Raw genomic sequence first — 17,745 nt, forward strand, 5'->3', positions numbered from 1 at the left:
CGGCGAGGGGCATTGATCCTAGTACACGATTAACACAATTGGGCGGTAAGCTGAATCGCCGTCAGTGCCAGTCTTCGTTCGAATTTACGTAGGCGTCAATATGTTACGTTCGCAAGACGACATATGATGCGGTGGCGGGTTCCCCCGCTGCCATATTTTTAAAAATATACGATGGTACATTATACGGATCTCAACCGGTCAACGGTGTATACATCAGAGGGAGCGAAAAGAATGTATCAAATTACAGGCGACAAACTGCGATTGATCCGAGCGTTGGCAAACGTTTCACAACGAGAACTAGCGGATTTAATCGGAGTGGACAAAAAAAGCGTCTCAGCGTGGGAGGTTAATCGATCAGTATGTAGCGCCGAGAGCGTGGCGAAGATCGTTAATTTTGTCGGTGAAGAGAATTTCAAGTTAATCGATGCGCGATTTTACGCGATCCAAACGCAAGACATCATGAAGCAGCTACAAAGAAAGGCGCACGAGCGACTATGATCATAAAACAACATGGCGATTACATAACGATCGAAGGCGACGAAGATCTTTTGCAGCTCGCAGGGATCGAGGTCACGCCGACGCCGCTAAAATCAGGCGAGCTACCGATCAATATTAGTTCGCTGCGATGGCTATACGAACAAGCTAAACGAAGAAAGACGCGCGATGCTGCTGCATTGTATGTGATCAGCCGCGCCAATTATCTACATCAGAATGATCAAAGAAAACAAAAATAAAACGAAATTAAATGGAGGATACAAAAATGAAAACATCAAAAAACCTAATTCAAGAAGCTAGCAAGATCAAAGGAGATTTCACAGGAAAGGTACTAGGGATGCAAAAACTTTTCCGAGAGAATCAGGAAAAAATCAGAAGTAACGATATGTTAACGGCAAAAGGGCAGTTTGCACAGATCGATAAATTAAAACGAAAACACGAGGTTTTAATGATCGCCCTGATTGATCAAGAAAAAGCAGCTCACGATAAATTGATCAGCGAGGCTCATATGTTAGCGGAAAGAGATCTATACAAAGAGCCGTCGAAGGTCGATAAGAATAAAGAAACGATATTCAATGCGAAAATGAAAGAGTTAAAAGGTCGAGTATTATTCGCGCCCAATCCGACACGAGCTGCGGAATTCTTAGAACAAATGGTACAAGCTGCGGATCATCCAACGTTAGCGCGATCCATTCAAAACGAATTTTTCGAGCTAGGACAAGCGGTATTACAAAGCGCAGGCGGAAACGTAGAGGCATCGCACAAGGTTCGACAAGCGTTAGGGAATACACACAATAAACTAGTTCGCGCTACACAAGTCGAAGGAGCGGGCGAAGCATTCGAAGTATTACAAACGATCGAATCTATCAAAAATGGTGCATTCGTAGATACTGCGAAATATGGCGCGGCGTTTAATGAGTTCTCGAAATATCTAACCGAATACGCGAACGACACGGAAACATATAAGACCGTGCATCGTGATCGCATTCTACAAGTACAGATGGAACACGCCGACATGACAGGCGCAGTCATCCAATAAGCGAAGTGAGATTGGGACGGAAGGTCGAAGTTGTGGCGGATCTGCTGCGGCTTCCCGACGGTTCTCCTATGTAGCGACAACATCGAAGGAGGAACGAAAATGGAAACTACTACATACGTCAGAACTACGAAGTGCGAAGCGAAGCAAGGAAAGAAATCTAAAACACAACTAGAAGCGGATCTATCGGCGCTGATCGATACGGCTCGCAGCAAGTACGGAAATGACTACGTTATAGTGAACGAAGGCAACGAAATCGCGCCAAACTGGAAGATCGTACACCAACCGAAAAGGGGTAGTGGTGGAATTAACGAGGCTGATATATTTGATCGTTGGCGCTGATCAGTGAGGGAATCGATTTAATTATGAAAGGATGCGACAAGATGACGAAGATCAATGAGAAGGCAAAAGAAGAAACAAGGCAACCACGATCGGGAATGATCACGGCTAGACATATCCAACCCGCAGGAAACGTACAAAAGAAGAAGGCGGCGCCGATCGTAATTCATGGGATGGCAATGTCTCGACATCTGAACTCAAATTAATGCGAAGAGGAATGGCGAAACTGAGCGAGGTCTTAACGGACTTCGCTCTTTTTTATGCATAAATAAGCGTGCAGAACACCCGTACAACGATCTCGATAGATTCGAATGTAGATATTATCAGAAGATTCTCTAAAATAGTGAGTTGTTTAGTGGAAATATTATGCATGCAAGTGTAGAATATGAACTATACAAGATTAATAGAACGTACGAATGGCAAATGATTAAAGGCGCTTTTCGACTTCTTTGAAAAATACGGCGAGAACTACACGGATCTTAGAAAGGGGGACGAGAATGAATAGTAGTGCAGTGATAAAAGATGTATCTGAGGGTGGGAACAAGATAGTTATAGCACTTACGATTGTGGGACATAAGAATATGAATGGGCGCACAGTTACACTGAAAAAAATAAAGGATGGAGAAGTAGTAATATATGCGAGACACTTTAAGCGTTATCGAAAAGAAATTTTTGAAGCACTAAGAGGTCAACCAGCTTTTAAACCTTTCAGGATAATAGGATTACAGTCCCTTTTTGAGTAATTCAGTATGCCGAGATTAACGATTCTAGACCGATAACTTTTTGCTTACGGTAGTATCGTCTAAATGCGTCAGAATCACGCATAGGGAAATCGATAGAATAAGAGTGCCTTCAACGTTGACGTAGAACTGCGCTATAGCGTATAATATTAATTAACAAAAACGGTCAGTTGACCGCCAAAATGTACGCTCAGCAAACGAAGAAAAGAATCGTTTATATATCGTAGGTAATAGACGGGTCGGGAGTTCGAATCTCTCCTGGGACGCTAACAAAACCTTGTTATCTTTTGATAACAAGGTTTTTTATTTGTTTTAAATTAGTTATTAATAAACTTCTCAAAGACAAAACCATAATCTTTCACGTTATATTGTTTCTTCGTATCAACAAGCCAGTTAAAGGCGATCTCGTTCATCTCTTTAAATTGTTCTGCTAAATTTACTTGTGCATTTGTAATACGGCTAAAAGTGTTAGAGGCCATATCTAAACTTTTATGCGCATACTGCAATGTAATATCGTTGTCGTATGAAATTTCTTCGATTTTAAGAAGAGCCTTATATAAATCTTTTAATTCTTCAATATGTTTTTTATGAACATCAATTGAGTAATGCTCATCTCCCATATGAAATTTAATTTCTACATCTAAATCAATTGTGCCTGCAGTTTCAAGTGCTACGTTTTTAATTTGATATTTACTATAGCTATATCGGCGTAGTGTACGCTTTTTGCTTGTCGCGCTTGTACCATCTAGATGAATTAATCCTTTGTTTGTAAAGCAATATTCATCTGATTTTGATTTAATAAGAAAGTAAATTTTCTCCCCATCTTCATGCATCACGTAATCATCAGCATCAACCTTATCATAATCTTTTGGTGTAATGACAGAACCTACATCGCTTAATCCTAAAACATCAGCAGCCATTTTTTTGAACATATATAATCCCCCTTATAAATTAAATTCTTAATTGTACAAAAAAATAATATCATGATTTGAAGTCTTTTTTTGAAATCTTACAATTCTGTAAGGTAAGTGTAAGGAAGTTCGATGGTAACAAATTACTAATCCTCTATAATGAAGATAACAACGATAAATGAGGAGGAAGAGATGATGAAAGGGTTAATCGTAACGGGTTTAACAGTAGCTTTTGGGTTTGTGGCGTATGAAAAGTTAACATATGTAATTGATGTTGTAAAACATTTAGTAGCGTAGAAAAAACTGCCATGAGAGGGAAAGGGAATGAGTGAATGAATGGAATGGTTATTTGGAATTATAGGTACTTGTAGTGTAGTTTTATTGTTCTTTGTCCCGAGTGGTATACTTAGTTCGACAACAAGTTTGTTCTTTTTAAGTTTGTTTGCTTGTACGATGCTTATTATTATGTTTTTAATGAAGCAAAGTAAACCAATCTTCTATTTCAGCATGATTGTTATGGCAATTATTGTTCTCCAAATTATTACCCTTGTTATATACCCCACAATTATAAAAGCTTTCCGTTAATGATGAATCCTCTGCGTCTGTTGCTGAGGGTTTTTGTTTGTGAAAAATGAATTTCATTTAAAAGTTTGTTGCTTTTTTGTTGCGAAAATCGAATATTCCTATATTTCAAATAAATAATTTTGGAATGTTGTGTTCTCATTACGCATTTGATATATTTACTTTGAAGATCATTAAAATCTAGAAAAAGAGGCGGACGTATGGATAAAAAAGAAAATACGGTCGTATTGTTTCCGCAACTATCAGAACGCTATATTGATAAAGGTTTTTTAGCGTTGAAAGAGCGGGAATTCGAAGATGCATTGCGCTGCTTTGAAATATTACGTCAGTATAATGCAGAAACGGAACAAACAGAATTAGCTTCAGTTATTTGTTTGCTAGAATTAAAACATATGGAAGAAGCGAAAGAAAAATGTGAGCAGTTGCTTGAAACAGGAGCTGTATTATTTGGTGATATTCTTGAAACGTATGTAACTATTTTAGTTCAAACAAATGATTATGAAGGTGTCATCGAAACTGTTGAGGAAGTTTTGCAAACGAAAGATATAATTCCTGAGCAAAAGGAAAAATTGGCACAGCTTGCTTTGTTTGCGCAAGGGATGCTGAATGAAGAAAATATACCGCTAGTGGATTCGAATTTTGAATTAGAAGAATTTACCGAGGGGCTTTTTGGAGAAAACTTTGGTCAAAAGCTAAGAGTGATCCAGAAACTTTCGTTAAAAGACCTGGATCTCGCGCTTCCTACTTTAAAGAAATTTTTAATAGACGAAGATCAGCACCCTTATTTAAAAACTTCTATTTTGTATAAAATGGTAGAAAATCAAATAGAAGAAGAGATAGAAGTAGAGAAGTTTGGGAATACGATAAGGGTGATTCCAGCATTTGCAGGTCATAATGAGGAGCAATCCGATAAAATTATACATAAATTCTCAAACCGATTAGAGCAAAATTATCCGGATATATTTGATGCAATGGTTACATACTGGAAAGAATTACAAATTAGCATTTTCCCATTCCCTCTATTAATGGATAAAGTAGAAATTTGGGCTGCCGTCTTAGAGAGAATTGGAAGAAAGCGTTTCGGATTGGCTATTGATGAAGAAGAACTTATGACAGCATACAATATTGAGTTTGAGGAATTCCATATTGCCTATCAATGGTTACTGCGCATTGAAAGAGAAGGGTATTTGCCCGTATAATTATGAAAAAGAATCGTTCAGTTATTGAAACGAGCACATTCTATGTTATAATGTAAGGGTTGCAAAAGGCAGAAATCTGCCCGTTTGTAAGAGAAGAGGAGTATAATTCTCTTACTTAATATGTTTCATATTAGTCTCGAACAAAATATACCGTAGTTGTCTTTTAGACAATTAGTAGATTGGAACATTGTATCTGAAAGCTTTTTGCTAGAGGGTTACTTGTACATTTGTTATTTCAAAAAAGAGATAATAAAAATCTTAATCTATAGAGGTATGTGCATACATTATTATAGTTGGAGGGAAAGAATAAATGTCTACAAAATGGGAAAAATTAGAAGGTAACGTTGGCGTTTTAACAATCGAAGTTGATGCTAAAGAAGTAAATAACTCTATCGACGCTGCATTCAAAAAAGTAGTAAAAACAATTAATGTACCAGGTTTCCGTAAAGGAAAAATGCCTCGTCCATTATTCGAACAACGCTTTGGTATTGAATCTTTATACCAAGATGCTTTAGATATCATCTTACCAAAAGCATACGGTGAAGCAATCGATGAAGCTGGTATCTTCCCAGTTGCTCATCCTGAGATTGACATCGAGAAATTCGAAAAAGGCCAAAACTTAATTTTCACTGCAAAAGTTACTGTAAAACCTGAAGTTAAATTAGGTGATTACAAAGGTTTAGCAGTAGAAAAAGTTGAAACAACTGTAACTGACGAGGATGTAGAGAACGAAGTAAAAGCTTTACAAGAGCGTCAAGCTGAACTAGTTGTTAAAGAAGAAGGAACTGTTGCAGATGGTGATACAGCTGTAATCGACTTCGAAGGTTTCGTTGATGGCGAAGCATTTGAAGGCGGAAAAGGCGAAAACTATTCTCTTGCAATCGGTTCTGGTACTTTCATCCCAGGTTTCGAAGAGCAAGTAATTGGTCTTAAATCTGGTGATTCTAAAGAAGTTGAAGTATCATTCCCAGAAGAGTACCATGCTGCTGAATTAGCTGGTAAACCAGCAACATTCAACGTAACAATTCACGAAATCAAAACAAAAGAACTTCCTGAGTTAAACGACGAGTTCGCTAAAGATGCTGACGAAGAAGTTACAACTCTTGATGAATTAAAAACAAAACTTCGTACAAACTTAGAAGAAGGCAAAAAGCACGAAGCTGAGCACAAAGTACGTGACGAAGTAGTAGAATTAGCTGCTGCTAACGCTGAAATCGACATTCCAGAAGCTATGATCGACACTGAGTTAGATCGTATGGTTCGTGAATTCGAGCAACGTTTAAGCCAACAAGGTATGAACCTTGAGCTTTACTACCAATTCACAGGTACTGACGCTGACAAATTAAAAGAGCAAATGAAAGAGGATGCACAAAAACGTGTAAGAATCAATCTTGTTCTTGAAGCTATCATTGAAGCTGAAAACATCGAAGTTACTGAAGAAGAAGTAACTGCAGAAGTTGAAAAAATGGCTGAAATGTACGGTATGCCAGTAGACGCTATCAAGCAAGCTCTTGGAAGCGTAGACGCTTTATCTGAAGACCTTAAAGTGCGTAAAGCTGTAGACTTCTTAGTAGACAACGCTGCATAATAAAATAACAAGGCGCGATTTTAATCGTGCCTTGTTTTATAAATATAGAAATATATTTATAAAACTTTTCGATGAAGAAGGAAAAGTTCCTTTGTAAGTCGAATATACATATTTCAAAAGTTTTAAAATTTTTTTATTTGTACATAACTAGTCATATTATTTGTATTTCTCGCCACGTAGTGACATAATATGTATTTACATACGATACATTTATCGTGTACATACGAAGGCAAGAGGTTAGCACTTTGTAAGGGGTGTGAAAATATGTTTAAATTTAATGATGAAAAAGGTCAACTAAAATGTTCTTTCTGTGGTAAAACACAAACGCAAGTTCGAAAGCTAGTTGCAGGTCCAGGTGTTTACATTTGTGACGAGTGTATCGAGCTTTGTACTGAAATTGTACAAGAGGAGCTTGCGAAGGACGAAGAAGTAGAATTCAAAGATGTACCGAAACCGGTAGAAATTCGTGAAATCTTAGATGAGTATGTCATCGGACAAGATAACGCGAAAAAAGCACTAGCGGTAGCGGTATATAACCATTACAAACGCATTAATTCTAACAGCAAAATTGATGATGTAGAATTGGCGAAGAGTAATATTTCACTTATTGGGCCAACTGGTAGTGGTAAAACATTATTGGCACAAACATTAGCGCGTATTTTAAATGTTCCATTTGCGATCGCGGACGCAACATCTTTAACAGAAGCTGGATATGTAGGGGAAGATGTAGAAAACATCTTACTAAAATTAATCCAAGCAGCTGATTATGATGTAGAGAAAGCGGAAAAAGGAATCATTTATATTGATGAGATTGATAAAGTGGCACGTAAGTCCGAAAATCCATCAATTACACGTGATGTATCTGGTGAAGGCGTACAGCAGGCACTTCTGAAAATTTTAGAAGGTACTGTAGCAAGCGTTCCACCTCAAGGTGGTCGTAAGCACCCGCATCAAGAGTTTATTCAAATTGATACAACGAACATCCTATTCATTTGTGGTGGAGCGTTTGATGGCATCGAGCCTATTATTAAACGTCGCCTTGGTGAGAAAGTAATTGGATTTGGTGCGGAGAAGAAAAATGCTGATTTAAATGAGAAGCATGTTTTATCTCACGTTTTACCAGAGGATCTTTTAAGATTCGGTTTAATTCCGGAGTTTATCGGTCGTCTTCCAGTTATTGCGAACCTAGAGCCGCTTGATGAAGATGCTCTTGTAGATATTTTAACTAAACCGAAAAATGCACTTGTTAAGCAATTCCAAAAACTATTGGAGCTTGACGATGTTGAGTTAGAGTTTGAAGAAGGTGCACTAGTTGAGATTGCGAAAAAAGCAATTGAACGTAAAACAGGTGCTCGTGGACTTCGTTCTATTATTGAAGGCTTGATGCTTGATGTAATGTTCGAACTGCCATCTCGCAAAGATATCGAGAAGTGTATTCTTACGAAAGAAACAGTAGCTGATAATGAACCGCCGAAATTGGTGTTACAAGACGGTACTGTACTTGATACAAAAACATCTGCATAATGCGAAGAAGAAACAGCAATTTTTATAATTGCTGTTTTTCTTTATGTTTAGCACTATTCCTCCCAGGAAATACTAAAAGGTAAAACATAGCGGGAGGAAATGAATTATGAGCTGGACAAATATATTTTTACTTGTTCAACTTGTTTTTGGCGTAATTGTCGGATTGTATTTTTGGCACTTACTTCGAAATCAGCGAACACAAAAAGTTTCAATTGATCGAGAATCGAAAAAAGAATTAGAGCAGCTTCGTAAAATGCGTGAGGTTTCTTTAACAGAGCCACTTGCGGAAAAGGTACGTCCTACATCCTTTATAGACATTGTAGGGCAAGAAGACGGGATTAAGTCGTTAAAAGCGGCTCTTTGTGGTCCTAATCCGCAACATGTGATCATATACGGTCCGCCAGGTGTCGGAAAGACAGCGGCAGCACGCCTTGTATTAGAAGAAGCGAAACGAAATCCGAAATCTCCATTTCGTACAAATGCAACATTTATCGAACTTGATGCAACGACAGCTAGGTTTGATGAGCGTGGTATTGCGGATCCATTAATTGGTTCAGTGCACGACCCGATTTATCAAGGAGCAGGTGCAATGGGGCAAGCGGGTATCCCGCAACCGAAAAAAGGGGCTGTAACAGATGCGCATGGTGGTATTTTGTTCATTGATGAGATTGGTGAATTACATCCAATTCAAATGAATAAAATGCTAAAGGTGTTAGAAGATCGGAAAGTATTTTTGGAAAGTGCGTACTATAGTGAAGAAAATTCGATGATTCCAACGTATATACATGATATTTTTCAAAAAGGTTTACCTGCAGATTTTCGCTTAGTTGGTGCAACGACGCGTTCGCCAGAGGAAATTCCTCCTGCAATTAGGTCGCGTTGTTTAGAAGTGTTCTTCCGTGAATTAGATACAGAAGAAATTCAAAAAGTAGCGAAAAATGCAGCTGACAAAGTGGAAATGCAAGTAGGTGAGAACGGTATCGAAATGATTGGAATGTATGCAAGAAATGGACGAGAAGCAATTAATCTCGTGCAAATTTCTGCTGGTATGGCGATAAATGAAGAACGACCTTTCATTAAAGATGAAGATATTGAGTGGGTTGTTCATTCTAGTCAGCTTACACCAAAGTACGAAAAACGTATTTATCCAATTCCAAGAATCGGTCTTGTGAACGGGCTTGCTGTATATGGGCCGAATACAGGTACGTTATTAGAAATTGAGGTAACAGCTATTCCTGCGAAAGATAAAGGGTCAGTAAATGTCACTGGAATTGTAGAAGAGGAAAGTATTGGTAGCCAAACGAAATCAATTCGCCGTAAAAGTATGGCGAAAGGTTCTGTTGATAATGTGTTAACAGTACTTCGTTCTCTAGATGTGTTGCCAGAAGGGTATGATATACATATTAATTTTCCTGGTGGTATCCCGATTGATGGTCCTTCAGCAGGTATTGCTATGGCAACAGGTGTCTATTCAGCAGTGCATCGTACGTATGTGAATAATGAAGTAGCGATGACGGGTGAGATAAGTATCCACGGAGAAGTGAAGCCTATTGGTGGTGTATACGCAAAAATAAAAGCTGCGAAAAAAGCGGGAGCTAAGAAAGTCATCATTCCGGCTGAAAACATGCAACCATTTTTGTATACAATAAAGGGAATTGAGATCATTCCTGTTCGCAAATTAAAAGAAGTATTTGAATTAACATTTATGCAGGAAAATATGCATCGTGAGCTTGATGCACATACTGCTTTGGATGAAACAGATGCGCAATCAATGTGAGAATATACAATAATAAAGATTTGCCAGACTTCGTTTAAGTTTGTATGCTTAAGCGGAGTCTTTTTTCTTTTCGTGAGGCACAAAAAAACAGGGGATTTACAATTGCGAAGAATCTCTGCAATTGCATCTAGATGTATTGTAATATAAAATAGTTGAACAGGAGTTTAATTTATTATGGAGGTGCTATGTCTAGTATGAATACGAATGAAAGAATTGTACCCCTCCTACCATTAAGAGGCATTCTCGTATATCCAACGATGGTTCTGCATCTTGATGTAGGACGTGATAAATCGATACAAGCACTAGAGCAGGCGGCAATGGATGAAAATATCATCTTTTTAGCAATGCAAAAAGAAATGAATATCGACGATCCTAAAGAAGATGACATATATAGTGTAGGTACAGTGGCGAAAGTGAAGCAAATGTTAAAATTGCCGAACGGTACGCTTCGTGTCCTTGTAGAAGGTTTACATAGAGCAGAAGTAGTAGAGTTTATCGAAGAAGAAAATCTGGTACAAGTTTCTATTAGAACAGTAACTGAAGAAGTAGAAGATGATTTAGAAGAGAAGGCTCTTATGCGTACGTTACTGGAGCATTTCGAACAATATATTAAAGTTTCGAAAAAAGTTTCAAATGAAACATTTGCAACGGTAGCTGATGTAGAAGAACCCGGAAGACTAGCTGATTTAATTGCTTCTCACTTACCGATTAAAACGAAGCAGAAACAAGAGATTTTAGAGAGTGTATCTGTGAAAGAACGACTACATACACTTATTTCAATTATTCAAGATGAACAAGAGTTACTTAGCCTAGAAAAGAAAATTGGACAAAAAGTGAAACGTTCAATGGAGCGCACGCAAAAAGAATATTTCTTACGTGAGCAAATGAAGGCGATTCAAACTGAACTTGGTGATAAAGAAGGCAAGGGCGGGGAAGTTGAAGAACTTCGTGAGAAAATTGAACAGTCGGGAATGCCTGAAGAAACAATGCAGGCTGCACTGAAAGAATTAGATCGTTATGAAAAGTTACCTGTAAGTTCTGCTGAGAGTGGTGTTATTCGTAATTATATTGATTGGTTATTAGCTCTCCCATGGACAACAGCAACAGAGGATATGATTGACCTCGCTCATTCGGAAGAAATTTTAAATAAAGATCATTACGGTCTTGAAAAAGTGAAAGAGCGAGTACTTGAATATTTAGCTGTACAGAAGTTAACGAATTCATTAAAAGGACCAATTCTTTGTCTAGTAGGACCTCCTGGGGTTGGGAAAACTTCGTTAGCACGTTCTATTGCAACATCGTTAAATCGTAATTTTGTACGTGTTTCTCTTGGTGGTGTGCGCGATGAATCTGAAATTCGTGGTCACCGTCGTACATATGTAGGAGCGATGCCAGGACGTATTATTCAAGGTATGAAAAAGGCGAAAACAGTTAATCCAGTCTTCTTATTAGATGAGATTGATAAAATGTCTAACGATTTCAGGGGAGACCCATCAGCGGCGTTACTTGAAGTGTTAGATCCAGAGCAAAACCATAACTTCAGTGATCATTACATTGAAGAGCCATATGATTTATCGAAAGTTATGTTCGTTGCAACTGCTAATACACTTGCAAGTGTTCCGGGCCCATTGCTTGACCGTATGGAAATCATTTCGATTGCTGGTTATACAGAACTTGAAAAGGTGCATATTGCTCGTGAGCATTTATTGCCGAAACAATTAAAAGAACATGGCCTACGAAAAGGTAATTTGCAAGTGCGTGATGAAGCGCTTCTTGAAATTATTCGTTATTATACACGCGAGGCTGGTGTTCGTACGTTAGAGCGTCAAATTGCAAAAGTTTGCCGTAAAGCAGCAAAAATTATCGTTACAGCAGAACGCAAGCGCATTGTTGTAACAGAGAAAAATATTGTTGATTTACTTGGTAAGCATATATTCCGTTATGGTCAAGCTGAAAAAACAGACCAAGTTGGTATGGCAACAGGTTTAGCTTACACAGCAGCGGGCGGCGATACACTTGCAATTGAAGTGTCTGTAGCGCCAGGAAAAGGGAAATTAATTTTAACAGGGAAACTTGGGGATGTTATGAAAGAATCCGCACAAGCCGCGTTTAGCTATATTCGTTCTCGTGCAGAAGAACTTCATATTGATCCGGATTTCCATGAGAAAAACGATATTCATATTCATGTTCCAGAAGGAGCAGTTCCAAAAGATGGACCGTCAGCAGGTATTACGATGGCAACGGCACTTATTTCTGCACTAACAGGTATTCCTGTAAGTAAAGAAGTTGGTATGACAGGTGAAATTACACTTCGTGGTCGTGTATTACCAATTGGTGGTTTGAAAGAAAAAACATTAAGTGCTCACCGCGCGGGATTAACAAAAATTATTTTACCGGCGGAAAATGAGAAAGATTTAGATGATATTCCAGAGAGCGTAAAAGAAAACCTTACGTTTGTGCTTGCATCTCATTTAGACGAAGTATTGGAGCACGCATTAGTAGGAGTGAAACAATGAAAGTAACAAAAGCAGATATTGTAATTAGTGCCGTTAAACCGGAACAATATCCAGACAGTGATTTACCAGAAATTGCCTTAGCAGGTCGTTCTAATGTCGGGAAGTCTTCCTTTATTAATAAAATTTTAAATCGTAAAAAGTTAGTACGTATTTCTTCTAAACCAGGAAAAACGCAAACGCTGAACTTTTTCTTAATCAATGAAATGATGCATTTTGTTGACGTTCCAGGTTATGGATATGCGAAAGTATCTAAAACAGAGCGCGCGGCATGGGGCAGAATGATTGAGACTTACTTTACAACACGTACGCAATTAGACGCAGCTGTATTAGTAGTTGATTTACGTCACCAACCAACAAAAGATGACATTATGATGTATGATTTCTTAAAGCATTATGAAATCCCAACAATTATTATTGCAACGAAAGCCGATAAAATTCCGAAAGGGAAATGGCAAAAGCATTTAAAAGTTGTAAAAGAAACGCTTGCTGTTGAAATTGGCGATGAAATCGTTCTATTCTCTTCTGAAACAGGTCTTGGAAAAGAAGAAGCATGGAAAGCAATTCATAAAATGACAAAAACAAAAAACGCGTGACGAATGTCGCGCGTTTTTTTTATTTACTAAACTTTTAGCGTACGTTTAATGTAACCTCAATATTTCCTCTTGTTGCTTTAGAGTAAGGACATACACCGTGAGCGGCTTCTACAAGTTCTTGTGCTTCGGCATGAGAAACACCAGCAACATGTACGTCAAGTACAGCAGATAGTCCGAAACCATCATCTGTATCTTTACCGATAGACACGTGTGCAGTCACTTCTGTACTTTCCACTTTCACACGTTTTGTACGAATTACAAGTTGCAATGCGCTATCAAAGCAAGCTGCATAACCAGCTGCAAATAATTGTTCTGGATTTGTTGCCTCTCCGCCTGCGCCACCTAGTGCTTTTGGCATTTTTACATCAAGATTTAATATGCCATCATCTGAAACTACCTTACCGTTTCTTCCACCTGTAGCTGTTACTGAAGCAGTATATAATTTATCCATGTTTATTCCCCTTTTCTATCATTAATTGTTTTCATCGTTTCAATTAATTTATTTAATTGGATTAGTAAAGAACGATATTCTTGCTCTGTAATCCCTAAATTTGCAGCCATTGTTGTCGGTAATGAACAAGCCTTTTCTTTTAAATCTTTACCTTGTTCTGTTAATTCAATACAAACTTTTCGCTCATCTTCTTTTGAACGAACACGTTTTACAAGTTTTAATGATTCCATCCGTTTTAACATAGGTGTTAAAGTACCAGAATCTAAAAATAGACGTTCTCCAATTTCTTTTACTGTTAGTCCGTCTCGTTCCCAGAGTACGAGTAAAGTAATGTACTGGGGATACGTAATGCCCATTTCTTCTAAATAGGGTCGGTAAAAACGAGTAACCTCTTTAGAACAAGCGTAAATAGAAAAACAAAGTTGGTTATCTAGATGTAGAGGATTTTCTTTCATAAGCAACTCCTTATACTTTTAAATTGTGCACAATTTAATTTTGTAAAATCAATATAACGAAAAATAAATACAATGTCAAATGCATTGCATTGAGAAAGTGAGTACTATATTTTGGAACAATCATACATATTTTCCTTCATGATGAAAGAAGATAGAAAAGATGATGTTATAATTAATATGGAATAGTTTCCATCACTTGATTATGAGGACTTTTTTTGGTAACGTACAAATAGAGTTATTATTTTATAATCATTATAAAGTAGAGAGTTCTTTATTAATCTTACTGAAGCTCCTTTATTACATATGGAGAAAAAATAATCAGTTGTTCACACGATTGTCAGATTCATAAGAGGAAAGTTGTATTATGATAGTAGATAAAGTGATAAAACGGGTGAAGGGGGACATGCTGCGTGCATATTCTTGTTGTTAGTGTAAATTATCGAACAGCCCCTGTAGAATTTCGTGAGAAACTCACATTTCAGGCAGCAGAGCTAGAGCAAGCAATGACTACATTACAAAACCAAAAGAGCGTACTAGAAAATGTCATTGTATCAACTTGTAATCGCACTGAGATTTACGCTGTTGTCGATCAATTACACACGGGACGGTATTACATTAAGAAGTTTTTAGCTGATTGGTTTCAGCTTGAAATAGAAGAAGTCGCACCATACTTGTCTATTTTTGAACAAGATGGCGCAATAGATCATTTATTCCGCGTAACGTGCGGTTTAGATTCTATGGTTGTTGGAGAAACGCAAATTTTAGGTCAAATAAAAGATAGCTTTTTAGAAGCGCAACAAGTAAAAGCGACAGGTACAATTTTTAATGAGTTGTTTAAGCAAGTGGTTACGTTAGCAAAACGTGCGCACTCAGAAACAACGATTGGTGAAAGTGCGATGTCTGTTAGTTATGCTGCTGTTGAGCTCGGAAAGAAAATATTTGGAGATTTAACAGATTGTCATGTACTTATTCTTGGTGCTGGTAAGATGGGTGAACTTGCACTGCAAAACTTATACGGAAGTGGTGCTCGTAAAGTAACAGTTATGAATAGGACGCTTACGAAAGCGGAAGTGATGGCTGAGAAATATATGGGACATGCAAAGCCTTTAAGTGAATTGCAATGTGCATTATTAGAAGCGGATATTTTAATTAGTTCAACGGGTGCATCAGAATATGTCATTACGAAAGAGATGATGACGAAAGTAGAGAGAATGCGCTCTGGTCGTCCGTTATTTATGGTTGATATTGCAGTACCACGTGATATTGATCCTGCGATTGATGAATTAGAAGGCTCTTTCTTATATGATATCGACGATCTGCAAGGTGTAGTTGAAGCAAACCGTGCTGAACGTTTAAAAGAAGCGGAGAAAATTCAATTTATGATTGAAGAGGAAATGGTTTTATTTAAAACGTGGTTAAGTACGCTTGGTGTTGTACCGTTAATATCGGCTCTTCGTGATAAAGCGCTAGCAATTCAAAGTGACACGATGGAAAGCCTTGAACGAAAAATACCAAACCTTAGTGATCGTGAGAAAAAAGTAATTAGTAAACATACGAAAAGTATTATTAACCAATTGTTAAAAGATCCAATTTTAGTAGCTAAAGAATTAGCTGCTGAAGAGGGAGCTGGCGAAAAATTAGCTTTATTTGCGAAGATTTTTGATTTAGAAGTGGAAGAAGCGGGAAATACGGAAGAAGTAGAACATAAAAGAGCGTGGACACCATCCGTTCCATCTTTATAACTTGGAAGGATGATCGGATGAGTTTTTTAAATAACAGTATTATTTATCATATTGCAATTATTTTATATGCTTGTAGCATTAGTTTATATTTTATAGATTATTTTCAAAGTAACCGAAAGGCGAACCGATTTGCTTTTTGGTTACTTTCGATTGTATGGGTATTGCAGTCTATCTTTATGTTGCTTAGGGCTACAGATTCAGAAACGAATCCTATTTTAACTTTATTGTCAGGGATTTATTTTTATGTTTGGTTATTGATTACGATGTCATTAGTCATTAATCGATTTATGCGCATTGACTTTTTAGTCTTTTTTACAAATGTTGTAGCATTTGGCGTAAGCGCTTTTTCTATTTTTACACCGCTCGGAAAGATGTCGCCAGTACTTGCAGAGCAATTAGTTTCAGAACTTGTATACGTGCATGTCGGTATGGCGATTATTTCTTATGCAACGTTTACTGTATCGTTTATTTTTTCTATTATGTATTTATTGCAATATCGGCTATTAAAAAAGAAAAAATGGAATGCGAGATTAAGAAGGTTAGGAAATTTGCCGAAGCTTGAATCGATGTCTTACGGATTAAATTTATTTTCTGTTCCGTTTTTCTTATTAGCAATTATATTAGGATGCATATGGGGATATACAAAATTGGATAATTTCCATTGGTATGATACGAAAGTAATCGGTTCTTTTGTCGTTCTATTTGTATATTGCGTGGGCTTATATTTACGAGCGGCAGATGTGTTGCAGGGTAAGAAAATTGTGCTGTGGAATATCGGGGCATTTCTCGTAATGCTAGTTAACATTTTTCTATTAAGCAGTTTATCTAATTTCCACTTTTGGTATTTATAATGAGGAGAGAGAATTATGCGCAAAATTATTGTAGGTTCACGAAAGAGTAAACTAGCATTAACACAAACAAATTGGTTTATCGATCAATTAAAAGCGCTTGGTTTACCATATGAATTTGAAGTGAAAGAAATCGTCACAAAAGGTGATGTTATTTTAGATGTTACTCTTTCAAAAGTAGGCGGAAAAGGTTTATTTGTAAAGGAAATTGAACATGCGTTGCTTACGAAAGAAATTGATATGGCTGTACATAGTATGAAAGATATGCCAGCTGTACTTCCAGATGGATTAACGATTGGTTGTACGCCAAAGCGCGTTGACCCTCGTGATGCTTTTATTTCTAAAAACGGAGAATCGTTTAAAGACTTAGCAGAAGGCGCGATCTTAGGGACGAGTAGTTTGAGACGTAGTGCACAATTACTAGCTGCGAGACCAGATTTACAAGTGAAATGGATTCGTGGGAATATCGATACACGCTTACGTAAGTTGAAAGATGAAGATTACGATGCAATTATTTTAGCGACAGCAGGATTACAGAGAATGGGCTGGGATGGAGAAGTTATTACAGAACATTTAGATGAAACGTTATGTGTACCAGCCGTAGGACAAGGTGCATTAGCGATTGAATGTCGTGAGGATGATAAGGACTTACTTCAGTTGTTAGCACATATTAATGATGCAGTAACAGAAAGAACAGTGGCTGCTGAACGAGTATTTCTTCATAAACTTGAAGGTGGATGCCAAGTTCCAATCGCTGGATATGCAACTCTTAAAGAAAATGATGCAATCGAATTAACAGCGCTTGTCGGTTCTATGGACGGTTCTGTTTTATTGAAAGAGATAGTAGTAGGCAATGATCCGAAGCAAGTTGGATTAGAGGCTGCGGACCGTTTAATTAAACAAGGAGCAAAAGAGCTCATCCTTGCTGCAAATAAGGAGCAACAATAAA

At 37.5% G+C, this 17,745-nt stretch carries 19 protein-coding genes; 16 read left to right on the forward strand and 3 right to left on the reverse strand.

What is annotated here, in order from left to right; translation table 11 throughout:
• Positions 1–231: 231 nt before the first annotated feature.
• The 6 genes from ACFWDE_RS15465 to ACFWDE_RS15490 all read left to right on the forward strand — a co-directional run bounded on the left by ACFWDE_RS15465 (position 232) and on the right by ACFWDE_RS15490 (position 2,613).
• The gene (locus tag ACFWDE_RS15465) at positions 232–498 is read left to right on the forward strand and encodes a helix-turn-helix transcriptional regulator (protein ID WP_377893232.1); all 267 of its coding nucleotides are present in this window, start codon (positions 232–234) and stop codon (positions 496–498) included.
• Entirely contained in the window at positions 495–734 is a 240-nt protein-coding gene (locus ACFWDE_RS15470; RefSeq protein ID WP_377893233.1) for a hypothetical protein, read from the forward strand. The genes ACFWDE_RS15465 and ACFWDE_RS15470 overlap by 4 nt, the downstream gene beginning before the upstream one ends.
• 26 nt (positions 735–760) lie before the next feature.
• Positions 761–1,534 (forward strand): hypothetical protein, encoded by a 774-nt coding sequence (locus ACFWDE_RS15475; protein ID WP_377893234.1) that lies wholly within the window; start codon positions 761–763, stop codon positions 1,532–1,534.
• Between the two features lie 99 nt (positions 1,535–1,633).
• Positions 1,634–1,873, forward strand: coding sequence for a DUF4148 domain-containing protein (locus ACFWDE_RS15480; RefSeq protein ID WP_377893235.1), 240 nt, complete (start codon positions 1,634–1,636; stop codon positions 1,871–1,873).
• A gap of 41 nt (positions 1,874–1,914) precedes the next feature.
• Positions 1,915–2,076 carry a hypothetical protein gene (locus ACFWDE_RS15485; protein ID WP_377893236.1) on the forward strand — a complete coding sequence of 54 codons (162 nt, stop codon included), beginning with the start codon at positions 1,915–1,917 and terminating at the stop codon, positions 2,074–2,076.
• A gap of 291 nt (positions 2,077–2,367) precedes the next feature.
• Positions 2,368–2,613: a hypothetical protein gene (locus ACFWDE_RS15490; RefSeq protein WP_377893237.1), complete on the forward strand. Its 246-nt coding sequence runs from the start codon at positions 2,368–2,370 to the stop codon at positions 2,611–2,613.
• Positions 2,614–2,927: 314 nt separating this feature from the next.
• Here the strand turns inward: ACFWDE_RS15490 and ACFWDE_RS15495 are convergent, their stop codons facing one another.
• Positions 2,928–3,542 (reverse strand): PH domain-containing protein, encoded by a 615-nt coding sequence (locus ACFWDE_RS15495; protein ID WP_002160347.1) that lies wholly within the window; start codon positions 3,540–3,542, stop codon positions 2,928–2,930.
• Positions 3,543–3,857: 315 nt separating this feature from the next.
• Here ACFWDE_RS15495 and ACFWDE_RS15500 point away from each other — a divergent pair, with 315 nt between their 5' ends.
• The 7 genes from ACFWDE_RS15500 to yihA all read left to right on the forward strand — a co-directional run bounded on the left by ACFWDE_RS15500 (position 3,858) and on the right by yihA (position 13,300).
• A complete protein-coding gene (locus ACFWDE_RS15500; protein ID WP_002145520.1) occupies positions 3,858–4,106 on the forward strand; it encodes a hypothetical protein in 249 nt (82 codons plus the stop codon).
• A gap of 197 nt (positions 4,107–4,303) precedes the next feature.
• On the forward strand, positions 4,304–5,302 hold the full coding sequence (locus ACFWDE_RS15505; RefSeq protein WP_002145521.1) for a hypothetical protein: 999 nt from the start codon (positions 4,304–4,306) through the stop codon (positions 5,300–5,302).
• A gap of 310 nt (positions 5,303–5,612) precedes the next feature.
• Positions 5,613–6,890 (forward strand): trigger factor, encoded by a 1,278-nt coding sequence (tig, locus tag ACFWDE_RS15510; protein ID WP_002145522.1) that lies wholly within the window; start codon positions 5,613–5,615, stop codon positions 6,888–6,890.
• 264 nt (positions 6,891–7,154) lie between these two features.
• Positions 7,155–8,414: an ATP-dependent protease ATP-binding subunit ClpX gene (clpX, locus tag ACFWDE_RS15515; RefSeq protein WP_002145523.1), complete on the forward strand. Its 1,260-nt coding sequence runs from the start codon at positions 7,155–7,157 to the stop codon at positions 8,412–8,414.
• 106 nt (positions 8,415–8,520) lie between these two features.
• Positions 8,521–10,191, forward strand: coding sequence for an ATP-dependent protease LonB (gene lonB, locus ACFWDE_RS15520; RefSeq protein WP_002112070.1), 1,671 nt, complete (start codon positions 8,521–8,523; stop codon positions 10,189–10,191).
• Positions 10,192–10,376: 185 nt separating this feature from the next.
• Positions 10,377–12,707, forward strand: coding sequence for an endopeptidase La (lon, locus tag ACFWDE_RS15525; RefSeq protein ID WP_377893238.1), 2,331 nt, complete (start codon positions 10,377–10,379; stop codon positions 12,705–12,707).
• Positions 12,704–13,300 (forward strand): ribosome biogenesis GTP-binding protein YihA/YsxC, encoded by a 597-nt coding sequence (gene yihA, locus ACFWDE_RS15530; RefSeq protein ID WP_002088829.1) that lies wholly within the window; start codon positions 12,704–12,706, stop codon positions 13,298–13,300. Before lon ends, yihA begins: the two co-directional genes overlap by 4 nt.
• 34 nt (positions 13,301–13,334) lie before the next feature.
• Here yihA and ACFWDE_RS15535 read toward each other — a convergent pair whose 3' ends face one another.
• Entirely contained in the window at positions 13,335–13,751 is a 417-nt protein-coding gene (locus ACFWDE_RS15535; RefSeq protein ID WP_002145525.1) for an organic hydroperoxide resistance protein, read from the reverse strand.
• Between the two features lie 2 nt (positions 13,752–13,753).
• A complete protein-coding gene (locus ACFWDE_RS15540) occupies positions 13,754–14,206 on the reverse strand; it encodes a MarR family winged helix-turn-helix transcriptional regulator (protein WP_377893241.1) in 453 nt (150 codons plus the stop codon).
• A gap of 410 nt (positions 14,207–14,616) precedes the next feature.
• On the opposite strand from ACFWDE_RS15540, the gene hemA reads away from it, so the two are divergent.
• Genes hemA through hemC form a run of 3 tightly spaced genes read left to right on the forward strand, consistent with a single transcriptional unit; the run spans position 14,617 to position 17,744 of the window.
• The gene (gene hemA / locus ACFWDE_RS15545) at positions 14,617–15,948 is read left to right on the forward strand and encodes a glutamyl-tRNA reductase (protein ID WP_002112063.1); all 1,332 of its coding nucleotides are present in this window, start codon (positions 14,617–14,619) and stop codon (positions 15,946–15,948) included.
• Positions 15,949–15,965: 17 nt separating this feature from the next.
• Complete coding sequence (locus tag ACFWDE_RS15550; RefSeq protein ID WP_215554308.1) at positions 15,966–16,799, forward strand: cytochrome c biogenesis protein; 834 nt, start codon at positions 15,966–15,968, stop codon at positions 16,797–16,799.
• Between the two features lie 15 nt (positions 16,800–16,814).
• Positions 16,815–17,744 carry a hydroxymethylbilane synthase gene (gene hemC, locus ACFWDE_RS15555; RefSeq protein WP_002145529.1) on the forward strand — a complete coding sequence of 310 codons (930 nt, stop codon included), beginning with the start codon at positions 16,815–16,817 and terminating at the stop codon, positions 17,742–17,744.
• Position 17,745: the final 1 nt, after the last annotated feature.

The organism is Bacillus sp. NPDC060175 (genome assembly GCF_042728695.1).
Taxonomy (GTDB): Bacteria; Bacillota; Bacilli; order Bacillales; family Bacillaceae_G; genus Bacillus_A.